The sequence below is a fragment of the Streptomyces sp. NPDC093225 genome (assembly GCF_044753805.1).
In the GTDB taxonomy this organism is placed as follows: Bacteria; Actinomycetota; Actinomycetes; order Streptomycetales; family Streptomycetaceae; genus Streptomyces.
Genome location: NZ_JBIVNX010000099.1, coordinates 1 through 11306, shown reverse-complemented (window position 1 = coordinate 11306; position 11306 = coordinate 1). Strand labels below are relative to the sequence as shown.

Genomic DNA, 11306 nt, shown 5'->3' with positions numbered 1-11306 from the left:
GGAGGCAGGCCCGGGCCTGGGGTGGCCGTAGGCCAGGGCCGAAGGCCCCGAAGCCCCAGGGGTGGGCCTGCCGCAGGGCCTGCAGGCCATACCGGGTCAAGCGCCGAGGGGACCCACGCACCACGGGACCCGCCCCCGAAGCGAGCCAGCCCCGACCCGGTCACCCACCCCCCGATGCCGCCCCCTCACCCCTCCGCCCCCGGCAGATCCCGCAGCAACCACGTCAGGATCTGCGGCAGCGCGCGGAAGGCGGCGAAGTGGGCCGCGGCCGGCTCGATGGTGGCCGTGGCGCCCGGGATGCGGCGGGCCAGCCAGCGCGAGTGGCCGACGGGGGAGAACACGTCCTGCTCGCCGTGCCAGAGCAGCACCGGGCAGCGGATGTCGGCCGGGTCGAAGCCCCAGGGGCTGCACAGCGCGATGACGTCGTCGATCCAGCCGTACGCGGAAGTCCGCAACCCCTCACGGTAGTTGGCCTCCAGCATCCGGCGCAGTCCGGCGTCGGAGACGATCATCCGGTCGTGGTCGGTGAGTTCGGGGCGCAGTTCGTCGAGCAGCCGCTTGGGGTCCCTGCGGATGCCGTCGGCGCGGGGGATGAGCCGGGCGGCCAGCTCCTCGGGGTCGACGGCCGCGGTGGAGTACTCGCGCACGTTGTGCGCGGTCATGCCGTCGAACCAGTCCAGCCCGTCGGCGTCCCAGGGCGCGAGCCCCACCAGGGCCGCGGTCCGGGTGACCCGCTCGGGCAGTAGCGCGGCGCAGGCCAGCGCGTGCGGGGAGCCGCCCGAGCGGCCCGCGACGGCGAACTTCTCGATCCCGAGGGCGTCGGCGATCGCGGCCACGTCCTGGGCGACGTCGGCGACCGTGCGGCCCGGGTGGCGGTCGGAGCCGCCGTAGCCGGGCCGGTCGTACGCGATGAGCTGCGTCCGGCGCTGGTAGAGGACCATGCCCCGGGGGGCCGGGCCCAGCCGGCTGCCGGGCATGCCGTGGAGCAGGAACACCGGCTTGCCGCGGGGGTCCCCCAGCCGCTCGACCAACAGCTGCCGCCCGTCCGCTGCGCGCACCCGATTGCGCACGCCCCGCCTCCCTCGTGGTCGACGTGCCCTGTCCGTGCCGGCCCGTTGTCTGTGCGTGCCACGGACATTGTCCCGGCCGAGGAGGGCGCACAACAGGGCGCACTCGCACCGCAGTCGAGGAAGCGCCCCGCCGTCGGGAAGGGCCCCGCGGCCGGGGACTGACCCGCAGCCAGGAAAGCGTCCCGCAGTCGGGGAAGGGCACCCGCTGTCGGAAGGCGCCCCGCCGTCGCGGAAGCCGGCCGCGCGGCCCCCTCAGCGCTTGGGCCAGTGCCACAGGGGCTCGTCCAGGGGCCCCTCGCGCCCCGCGACCAGCGTCTGGCCGAACTCCTTCACCAGCTCGATGGTGTGGAGGTCCACGCGGTGGTGACGGGTGCCCGCCGCCAGGGCGTCGGCCAGCGGGCGGGCGTGGGTGACCACCACCGTCTGGGTGTCCCGGGCCGCGGTGAGGATCAGGTCGGCCAGCGGGCCCAGCAGGTCCGGGTGGAGGCTGGTCTCGGGCTCGTTGAGGACCATCAGGGCGGGCGGCCGGGGGGTGAGGAGGGCCGCCGCCCACAGGAGGTAGCGCAGCGTCCCGTCGGACAGCTCCGCCGCGCCCAGCGGTCGCAGCAGCCCGTGCTGGCGCAGCTCCAGCTCGAAGCGGCCGCCCCGGTTCTCGATCTCCACCCGGCTGCCCGGGAAGGCCGCCTCCACCGCCTCGTCGAGCGCCTCGTGGTCGCCGATCTCGCGGATCGTCTGCAGTGCGGCCGGCAGGTCGGACCCGTCGGCGCTCAGGACGGGCGTACGGGTGCCGATCCGCGGGGTCCGGGCCGGTGCGGCGGCGTCGGTGCGGACGTGGTCGTAGAACCGCCAGGACCGGATGCGCTCGCGCAGCACCAGCAGGTCGGGCGCCAGCTGCGGGTCGGCGAGCTCGCTGAGCACGGAGTCGTACGGGCGCAGCGCGTTCTGCGTGCGGTGCCAGCCGCCGTCCGCCGTCCGGGTGCGCACGGCCGGCCCGGTGCGGTCCGAGAGCAGCGCGGCCGGGCGCAGTACGGGCCCGGCCCAGGTGCACTCGCGTTTGATCTCCGGGTCGAGGTCGAACAGCGACTCCGGTACGGGGGCCGGGTGGCCGAAGTCCACGGCGTACCCGAACTCGTCGCCGGCGAACCCCAGCCGCAGGCTCACCGGCTCGGTGCGCACGGTCCCCTGGACCGGCCGGTCGCCCCGGCGCAGCGCGCCGAGCGAGGTGCCCGGCCCGGCGAACAGGGTGGAGGGCAGCCCGCCCTCCCGGGCCAGGGCCGCCACGGCCCCGCCGCGGGCCGAGTCGGCCAGCAGCCGCAGGGACCGGTAGAGGCTGGACTTGCCCGTGCCGTTGGCGCCGGTGACGACGGTGAGCCCGCCCAGCGGGACGACCAGGCGGCGCAGCGAGCGGTAGTTCTCCACCGCGAGCGTGGTGATCAACGTTCAGGTGCCTCCTCCGGAGCCGGCAGCCCCTCGACGGTCGTACCGGAGAAGAACGCGGCGCCGCGGACGCAGGTTGACCGGGCGGCTCGGAGAGTGGGCGCGCTCACACACCGGCCCCCGCCGGGGGCGCCGGGTCGGGAGTGGTGCCCACGGCCGGGCCGCCCCGGCCGCGGCGCACCATGGCGGCGGCCACGGTGACCGCCGAGCCCAGCACGGCCCAGCCGGCCAGCACCCACATGGACATCGCCATGCCGTTGCCCTTGAAGTACGCGATCGAGCGGGCCGCGTACGTGCCCGCGCCGGGCGGGAAGTACGGGCCGATCGCCCGCCAGAACGGCGGCAGCAGCGGCCACGGGTAGGCACCGCCGGCGCTCGGGTTGCCCAGCACGACCACCACCAGGATCGCCAGCCCGATGCCGATGACGCCGGCCACCCCCTGGAAGGCCAGGGTGATGGCGCCGACCGCGAACACCAGCAGCGTGCCCAGCCCCCACAGTGCCGGGACGCTGCCGGGCAGGGCGTCCAGGACCGGCCCGGCGATCACCGCGCCGAGCAGGCCGGCGACGATCGAGTACAGCAGCAGCGCACCGAGCCGGATCACGGCGCGGGCCCCGTTCGCGGGGCGGGCCCCGGCGCTGATGGCGAGGATCGCCGCGCACAGGTAGCCGCCCACGCACCAGCCGATCACCAGGTAGAACGCGGACAGCCCGCGCGCGTCGCCCTCGTCGACGGGGACCACGTCGGCGACCACGACCGTGCGCTGCCGGGCCGCCTCCGCCCGCAGGACCACCTCGGTCAGGGCCTGGGAGAGCGAGGAGCCGTTGCCGCTCGCCACGAGCAGGCGGTCCCTGGTGCCGCGCGGGTCGATGAGCAGGGCGCCGTCGACGTCCCGGTTCCCGATCTGCTCCAGGGCCGTGGCCTCGTCCTCGACCGCGCGGGGCGCGAGCGGGTCGCCCGGCAGGGCGGACAGCTGCTCGACCGCCTGGTCGGTGATCGGCGGGGCCGGGGTGACCACGGCGAGTTTGATCTCGTGCGGCGCGGGCTGGTGGAAGGCGCCGATGTACGAGGCGATGAAGGCGAGCTGGAGCGCCAGCACCCCGATGACCAGCAGCGCGGCCCGGACGCTGACGGCGTCCTTGACCTCGGCGAGGAACCCTTGGGGACCCTGGGGAGCGGCTTCCGGCGGCGGTTCGGCGGTGCGCTGAGTCATGCCCCCACGCTCGGTGCGGCGGGGGCGGAACGACAGCAGGGGCGGGCCGAACGGATGACTGGCCACCCGGAGGGCGATGCTCGAACATGTGTGTCGTACTCATGTTCGAAACTGGTCTATGGTGGAAGAAGGGGGAGGCGGTCATCAGAGGGAAGCAGGAGGCGCGGGTGCCCGGTTTTACGCATCTGCACACCGTTTCCGGGTTCTCCGCGCGCTACGGAGCCTCGCACCCGGAGCGGCTGGCGGAGCGTGCCGCCGAACGGGGCATGGACGCCCTGGCCCTCACCGACCGCGACACCCTCGCGGGTGCGGTCCGGTTCGCCAAGGCTTGTGCCGGGGCCGGGATCCGGCCGCTGTTCGGGACCGAACTGGCGGTGGACCCGGTGCCGGCCGCCGCCGCGCCCGCCGGGGGCGAGGCGGCCCGCGCCAGCCAGCGCCGCCGCACGCCCGTCAAGGGCGGCGCCTTCATCGACGAGTCCGCCCCCCGCGCCGTCTTCCTCGCCCGCGACGGCGCCGCCGGCTGGGCCGACCTGTGCCGGCTGGTCACCGCCGCCCACGCCGCGGCCGGCCCCGGCGCCGGGGGTCGCGCGGGCGGCGCCGAACCGCCCCGGCTGCCCTGGTCCGCGAACCACGGCGACGGCCTCCTCGTCCTGCTCGGCCCCGGCTCCGAGGTCGGCCGGGCCCTGGCCGCCGGCCGCCCCGACCGGGCCGCCCGGCTGCTAGCCCCCTGGCGCGAGGCGTACGGCGACGCCCTGCGCCTGGAGGCCGTCCACCACGGCCGCCCCGGCACCGGTTCCGGCTCGCTGCGGCTGGCCGCCCGTACCGTCGGCTTCGCCGCGGACCAAGGGGTGCGGGCCGTCCTGACCAACGCCGTCCGGTACGCCGACCCCGGCCAGGGGTCGGTCGCCGACGTCCTGGACGCGGCCCGCCGGCTCGTCCCCGTCGACCCCCGCCGCGGCCTCGACGGCGGCGAACGCTGGCTCAAGGGCCCCGCGGACATGGCCGCCCTCGCCGACCGGGTCGCCGAGGCCGCCGGCCTGCGCGGCACCGACGCCCGCCGGCTGCTCGCCGAGACCCGGCGGACCGCCGAGGCCTGCGCCGTCGACCCCGAGGACGACCTCGGCATCGGCTCCGTCCACTTCCCCGAGCCCCACCTGGTCGGCGCCGACCGCCGCACCGCCCAGCGCGTCCTGGCCTCCCGGTGCGCCGCCGGCATGGTGCTGCGCGGCTACGCCGGCCGCCGCGCGTACTGGGACCGGATGCACCACGAGCTCGACATCATCGCCCACCACGGCTACGCCTCGTACTTCCTGACGGTCGCTCAAGTCGTCACGGACGTACGGGGCATGGGTATCCGGGTGGCCGCCCGCGGCTCCGGCGCCGGCTCCCTCGTCAACCACCTCCTCGGCATCGCGCACGCCGACCCGGTCGAGCAGCACCTGCTGATGGAGCGCTTCCTGTCCAAGCGCCGCCCGGTGCTGCCCGACATCGACGTCGACGTGGAGTCCGCCCGCCGCCTGGAGGTCTACCGGGCGATCATCGACCGGTTCGGCGCCGAGCGCGTCGCCACCGTCGCCATGCCCGAGACCTACCGGGTCCGGCACGCCATCCGCGACGTGGGCGCCGCCCTGTCCATGGACCCCGCCGAGACCGACCGGCTGGCCAAGGCCTTCCCGCACATCCGCGCCCGCGACGCCCGCGCGGCCCTGCAGGAACTCCCCGAACTGCGCGACGTCAAAGGCGAGTCGCACGGCCGGCTGTGGGAACTGGTCGAGGCCCTCGACGCACTGCCGCGCGGGGTCGCCATGCACCCGTGCGGGGTGCTGCTCTCCGACGCCACCCTGCTGGCGCGCACCCCCGTGGTGCCGACCAGCGGCGAGGGCTTCCCGATGTCCCAGTTCGACAAGGACGACGTCGAGGACCTCGGCCTGCTCAAACTCGACGTGCTGGGCGTGCGGATGCAGTCCGCGATGGCGCACGCCGTCGCCGAGGTCCGGCGCGCCACGGGCCGGGACCTCGACCTCGACGACCCCGCCCAGGTACCGCCCGGCGACGAGGCCACGTACCGGCTGATCCGCTCCGCCGAGACCCTCGGCTGCTTCCAGATCGAGTCGCCGGGCCAGCGCGACCTGGTCGGCCGGCTCCAGCCCGCCACCTTCCACGACCTGGTCGTCGACATCTCGCTGTTCCGGCCCGGCCCGGTCGCCGCCGACATGGTCCGGCCCTTCATCGAGGCCCGGCACGGGCGCGCCCCGGTCCGCTACCCGCACCCGGACCTGGAGGGGCCACTGAAGGAGACGTACGGGGTCGTGGTCTTCCACGAGCAGATCATCGAGATCGTGGACATCATGACCGGCTGCGGCCGCGACGAGGCCGACCGGGTGCGCCGGGGCCTGTCCGACCCCGAGTCCCAGGGCCGCATCAAGGCCTGGTTCGCGCAGCACGCCGGAGAGCGGGGGTACCCGCCCGAGGTGGTCGCGCGGACCTGGGAGATCATCGAGGCCTTCGGCTCGTACGGCTTCTGCAAGGCGCACGCGGTGGCGTTCGCGGTCCCGACGTACCAGTCCGCCTGGCTCAAGGCCCACCACCCGGCCGCCTTCTACGCCGGGTTGCTCACCCACGACCCGGGCATGTACCCCAAGCGGCTGCTGCTCGCGGACGCCCGGCGGCGCGGGGTGCCCGTACTGCCGCTGGACGTGAACCGGTCCGCGGTCGCCCACCGTGTCGAACTGGTGTCCGACGAGCCGGAGCGGTGGGGCCTGCGGCTCGCGCTCTCCGACGTCCACGGCATCAGCGGGGCGGAGGCCGCGCGCATCGAGGCCGGGCAGCCCTACGCCTCCCTGCTCGACTTCTGGGACCGCGCCCACCCGGGTCGCCCGGTGGCCGAACGGCTCGCGCAGGTCGGTGCGTTGGACTCCTTCGGGGCCAACCGGAGGGACCTGCTGCTGCACCTGTCCGAACTGCACCGCTCGCAGCGGGCGGTCGGCGTGCGTGGGGGCCAACTGCCGCTCGGCGGTGGGCGGGAGACCGCGCCGGTCGGACTGCCCGACCTCAACGAGGCCGAGCGGCTCAGTGCCGAGCTGGGTGTCCTGGGCATGGACGCCACCCGGCACCTGATGACCGACCACCACGCCTTCCTCGCCGAGCTGGGCGCCGTGCCGGCCCGCCGGCTGCGGGAGGCCGAACACGGGCAGACCGTGCTGGTCGCGGGCGCCAAGGCGGCCACCCAGACCCCGCCGATCCGGTCGGGGCGGCGGGTCATCTTCACCACCCTCGACGACGGGACCGGCCTGGTCGACCTGGCCTTCTTCGACGACAGCCACGAGCGGTGCGCGCACACCGTCTTCCACTCCTGGCTGCTGCTGGTGCGCGGCGTGGTGCAGCGGCGGGGGCCGCAGAGCCTGAGCGTGGTCGGCTCGGCCGCGTGGAACCTCGCGGAGCTGGCGGAGCTGCGGAGTGCGGGTGGGCTGGACGCGGTGGCGGTGCGGTTGGCCGAGGGTGCGGCGAGCGCCGCCGCCACCGGCTCGGGGTCCTCCGACCCCGCGGGCCCCGGGGCCGCCTCCGGTTCCTCCGGCGCCGGTTCCTCTTCCGGTTCCTCCGGAGCGGGCGCCGCCGGGGACTCCGGCGATGCCTCCGCCGGGGGCGGCGACAGGGCGGGCGACGGGGCGGGCAACGGCTCCGACGGGGCCGGTGACGGTGGCGGGTCGGGGGCGGACGGTGCCGGTGGGGGGTCCCGTGCCGACGGCGCCGACGGCGGCTCGGGTGCCGGCGGGCGGCGGATCCACCTGCCCACCGGGTACGAGCTGAACCCGTGGGCGGACCTGCAGCCGCCCGGCTCCGGTCCGGCCACCGGGCGCAAGCTGTGGCACTCCAGTCCGGGGAGCGCGGGACGATGACGTACCAGGTGCGGGCGGCGGCCGGGGTGCCGCTGCGCGGAGCCGGTTCCCCACCCCGCCCCTTCCCGAAACCGGGGGTTGCGACCCCGGCCGCCGCCGGTGCGGGGCGCTCCGCGCCCGCCCCCTCCCGGGGCTTCGCCGAGGCCCCCGGTTCTCGAACGCCGGACGGGCTGAACGCGCCCGCCACCACCGGATCGCAGGCGTGCCCGGACGTCCCGGAACCGCACGTGCCCGAGCCGGAAGTGCACCCGGGCGGGAGCCGGGGCGGAGCCCCGGGGAACGGGGGAAGGGCGGGGTGGGGAAGAGGCACCCCCAGCACCACCCCCACCGTGCTGTGCTTCGCCTTCCGGCGCCCGGACGGAGACCCGCTCGACGCCGGGACGTACACCGGCCTGCTCACACTGCTCGGCGGCCTCACCCCGACGGTGCAGGCGCTGCCCCCCGAGACCGCACTCGCCGACGTGCGCGGCGCGCTGCGCTACTTCACCCGCGACGCCGTCCAGCTGGCGGCCGTCGTACGGGTGCGCGCCCTCGCCCTGTACGGCGTGGACTGCGCCATCGGCGCCGCCCCCAACCCCATGCTGGCCCGCATGGCAGCCCGCGAGGCCCGACCGGGCCGGACCCTGGTGGTCCCGGACGACCCCGCCGCCGTACGGGCGTTCCTCGCGGCCAAGCCGGCCGCCGCCCTCGACGGCGTCGGTACCGCCACCGCCCGGACCCTGGGCACGTACGGACTCGGCACGGTCGGCCGGATCGCCGCCGCCCCGCCCGCCGCCCTCCAGCGCATCGTCGGCGTCCGGGCCGGCCGCGAGCTGTACGAGCGGGCCCGCGGCATCGACCGCACCCCGGTCGTCCCCGGTGCCGCCGCCCGCTCGCTGGCCGCCGAACGCCCCTTCGGTCGCGACGAGATCGACCCGGACCGGCACCGCCGCGCCCTGCTCTCCCTCACCGAGGAGCTGGGCGCCCGGTTGCGCGCCCAGGGCCTGGCCTGCCGTTCCCTGGCGCTCACCGTGCGCTGCGCCGACCGCACCACGCTCACCCGGACCCGCGTCCTGGCCGAGCCCACGGCCCACTCCGCCGCGCTCACCCGGACCGCCTACGCCGTATACGAGGGGCTGGGCCTCCAGCGGGCCCGGGTGCGGGCGGTCGCGCTGCGCGCGGAGGGGCTGCTGCCCGCCGAACGGGCCGCCCGCCAGCTGAGTCTCGACCCGGACGACGAGAAGACCCGGCGCATCGAGGCGGTCGCCGACCGGGTACGGGCGAAGTTCGGCCCCGCGGCCATCCTGCCCGGCTCCCTGGCGCGGAGCCGGGGGCTCGCGGACCACGATCCCGTCCCGTCCCGCCCCCGCCGCTCCCCGGAGCCGGTCGAGGTGGCGCACAGCGTGACGTAACCCGGCCCTTCTCGTTGCGTCTTGACGAGCCGCCAGGTTTTTACCGACGCGTAACTTCCCAGTTTTGCTACTCGCCCGTAATTTGGCGGGAAGCAGCTCACCCTTGTGATCCGGATCACGGGCGAATCCCCACATCGCATTCCCCTTGACCGCAAGGAGAGCACTCGATGCTGCCCTGGAAAAGCTGGAAAAGACTGCTCGGATCCCTCGCCGCCCTGATGCTCGCCGGCGCGGCCCTCACCGCCGTCCCCGCCCAGGCCGCCACCGCCCCCACCAGCGGCTGGAACAACTGGGACTGCAAGCCCTCCGCCGCCCACCCCCGCCCCGTCGTGCTCGTCCACGGCACCTTCGGCAACTCGGTCGACAACTGGCTCGGCTTCGCGCCGTACCTCGTGCACCGCGGCTACTGCGTCTACTCGCTGGACTACGGCCAGCTGCCCGGCGTGCCGTTCTTCAACGGCCTCGGCCCCATCGACCGGTCCGCCGGCCAGCTCGCCACGTTCGTCGACCGGGTGCTCGCCTCGACCGGCGCCCCCGAGGCCGACCTCGTCGGCCACTCCCAGGGCGGCATGATGCCGCGCTGGTACCTCAAGTACCTGGGCGGGGCCGGCAAGGTCAACGCCCTCGTCGGGCTCGCCCCGGACAACCACGGGACGACCCTGCTGGGGCTCACCAAGCTCCTGCCGTACTTCCCCGGCGCCGAGGACCTCATCAGCGCCGCGACGCCGGGCCTGGCCGACCAGATCGCCGGCTCCGCGTTCGAGAAGAAGCTCAACGAGGGCGGCGACACCGTCCCGGGCGTGAAGTACACGGTCATCGCCACCCGCTACGACGAGGTGGTCACCCCGTACCAGAGCCAGTTCCTGAACGGGCCGGACGTGCGCAACGTCCTGCTCCAGGACCTGTGCCCGCTGGACCTCTCCGAGCACGTCGCGATCGGTCTGACCGACCGGATCGCCTGGCACGAGGCCCTGAACGCACTCGACCCGGCGCACGCGGAACGCACCACGTGCGCCTCGGTCTTCGAGTGACGGAGCCCGGGCCCGACGTGGCCTAGCCCGCGTGGCGGCCGCCGCCGGAGACGCTCCGGCGGCGGACCGTCGCGAACAGCAGCGCCGCGCCCACGGCCAGCGCCCCGGCCCCGCCGACCGCCAGGAGCGGGGTACGGGAGCTCGCGCCGGTCTCGGCCAGGTCGGTGGCGGAACCGGCCGGGCGCAGGCCGCCGGCCAGGGTCTCGGTCTCGGTCTTGGTCTCGAGGCCGGCGCCCGTGCCGCCGGTGCTGCCGGCCGTGCCGCCGCCCGCGGTCCCCGCCGTGCCGTGGCCGGCGTGGCCGGAGTGGCCGGTGTGGTTGACCGTGGACCTGGCCGCGCCGTCGCGGATCTGCCGGTCGGACGGGGCGCTGGCCACCGGCTCGGGGGCGGTGCCGCCGGTACCGCCGGACGTGCCGCCCGTGCCGCTGCCGCCGCCCTGGGTCGTCTTCTTGAAGACCACGTCCGAGCAGGTGTAGAAGGCCTCCGGGCTGTCCGAGCGCTGCCAGATGCTGTAGATCAGGTGCCGTCCGGAGCGCTGGGGGACCTTGCCGGTGAACACGTAGGAACCGCCGGACAGCACCGGGTCGGTGACCTTCGCGAACGGCTTCGACTCCAGGTCCGACCACTTCAGCGGCTTGCGCGGGTCGTAGCCGGCCTTGGTGATGTAGAGCGCGAAGGAGCCGCGGTGCGGGGCGGTCGCCTTGTAGCGGAAGGTGTGCTTGCCCGCCGCCATCCGGCTGGCCGGCCAGTCGGCGCGGGCCAGGTCCAGGCCCCGGTACTTGGACCTGCCGGCCGAGCACAGCTTCCCGTCCGGTATGAGGGCCTTGTGGTGGCCGGCCGCGTTGGCGATGTTGACCTCGTTCCAGTCGTAGAACGCCTGGGTGCCGCTCGCCTTCACGGCCGCCTTGCAGGCGGCCGACTTCGGGGCCTCCGGCCCCTCCGCGTAGCAGGCCGCGACGCGGCTGACGGGGTCGGTCATCGAGCCGTGGGCGGCGGCGGGCGCGGCCACCGCGAGCGGTGCTGCGCAGGCGAGGGCGGCGGTGACGATGGCCGTGCTGCGGCGAACGGTCATGAGGCTGGTCTCCTTGGTGCGGCGCGGGTCGCCGACGGGCCCGGAAGGGGGAACCGCGTCGTGGGGGGGCGCCCCCCCCCCCCCCCCCCCCCCCCCCCCCCCCCCCCCCCCCCAACCCCCCCCCCCCCCCCCCCCCCACCCCCCCCCCCCCCCCCCCCACACCCCCCCCCCCCCCCCCCCACCCCCCCCACCGCCC

At 75.8% G+C, this 11306-nt stretch carries 7 protein-coding genes; 3 read left to right on the top strand and 4 right to left on the bottom strand.

The window, feature by feature from the left end:
* Positions 1-185 precede the first annotated feature (185 nt).
* From ACIQCH_RS38040 to ACIQCH_RS38030, 3 genes are all read right to left on the bottom strand, one after another.
* The gene (locus tag ACIQCH_RS38040; protein WP_402588886.1) at positions 186-1070 is read right to left on the bottom strand and encodes an alpha/beta fold hydrolase; all 885 of its coding nucleotides are present in this window, start codon (positions 1068-1070) and stop codon (positions 186-188) included.
* A gap of 252 nt (positions 1071-1322) precedes the next feature.
* Complete coding sequence (locus tag ACIQCH_RS38035; RefSeq protein WP_402588884.1) at positions 1323-2507, bottom strand: AAA family ATPase; 1185 nt, start codon at positions 2505-2507, stop codon at positions 1323-1325.
* Positions 2508-2613: 106 nt separating this feature from the next.
* Entirely contained in the window at positions 2614-3720 is a 1107-nt protein-coding gene (locus ACIQCH_RS38030; protein WP_402588883.1) for a DUF3533 domain-containing protein, read from the bottom strand.
* Positions 3721-3887: 167 nt separating this feature from the next.
* Between ACIQCH_RS38030 and ACIQCH_RS38025 the strand changes: the two genes are divergently transcribed.
* The 3 genes from ACIQCH_RS38025 to ACIQCH_RS38015 all read left to right on the top strand — a co-directional run bounded on the left by ACIQCH_RS38025 (position 3888) and on the right by ACIQCH_RS38015 (position 10038).
* A complete protein-coding gene (locus ACIQCH_RS38025; protein WP_402588881.1) occupies positions 3888-7616 on the top strand; it encodes a DNA polymerase III subunit alpha in 3729 nt (1242 codons plus the stop codon).
* Positions 7617-7945: 329 nt separating this feature from the next.
* Positions 7946-9007 carry a DNA polymerase thumb domain-containing protein gene (locus tag ACIQCH_RS38020; protein ID WP_402588879.1) on the top strand — a complete coding sequence of 354 codons (1062 nt, stop codon included), beginning with the start codon at positions 7946-7948 and terminating at the stop codon, positions 9005-9007.
* A 167-nt stretch (positions 9008-9174) separates the two neighbouring features.
* Positions 9175-10038 (top strand): esterase/lipase family protein, encoded by an 864-nt coding sequence (locus ACIQCH_RS38015; RefSeq protein ID WP_402588877.1) that lies wholly within the window; start codon positions 9175-9177, stop codon positions 10036-10038.
* 22 nt (positions 10039-10060) lie between these two features.
* Here the strand turns inward: ACIQCH_RS38015 and ACIQCH_RS38010 are convergent, their stop codons facing one another.
* Positions 10061-11110 carry a lytic polysaccharide monooxygenase gene (locus ACIQCH_RS38010; protein WP_402588875.1) on the bottom strand — a complete coding sequence of 350 codons (1050 nt, stop codon included), beginning with the start codon at positions 11108-11110 and terminating at the stop codon, positions 10061-10063.
* Positions 11111-11306 lie beyond the last annotated feature (196 nt).